Origin of the sequence: Heyndrickxia coagulans DSM 1 = ATCC 7050 (assembly GCF_000290615.1) — a bacterium.
Classification (GTDB): domain Bacteria; phylum Bacillota; class Bacilli; order Bacillales; family Bacillaceae_C; genus Weizmannia; species Weizmannia coagulans.
In genome coordinates this window covers 1-315 of record NZ_ALAS01000078.1, presented here as the reverse complement: position 1 = coordinate 315, position 315 = coordinate 1, and the positions used below count along the sequence as shown (strand labels likewise).

General features: G+C 38.1%; 1 protein-coding gene. It reads left to right on the top strand.

Annotated elements, in window-relative coordinates; translation table 11 throughout:
• Positions 1 to 198, top strand: a 198-nt coding sequence (locus tag IC21_RS03230) for an RpnC/YadD family protein (protein ID WP_050996471.1), incomplete at its 5' end; no start/stop codon positions are given.
• Positions 199 to 315: the final 117 nt, after the last annotated feature.

Genomic DNA, 315 nt, shown 5'->3' with positions numbered 1-315 from the left:
GGCACGATGATAACGTATGAGGATGAACTAAAGCAAGAAGCAAGAAAAGAAGGAAGAGAAGAAGGGAGACAAGAAGAAAAAATTGAAATTACCCGAAACCTTATTAAACTAGGGTCATCCCTCGATTTTATCAAAAAAGCAACAGGCCTTTCCGAAAAAAAGATCCTTGAAATAAAGGAGAAGTTGGAAAAGGAATAAGGGCTGATGGCTTTGAAATGGGAGGGTGGCACGATGATAACGTATGAGGATGAACTAAAGCAAGAAGCAAGAAAAGAAGGAAGAGAAGAAGGGAGACAAGAAGAAAAAATTGAAATT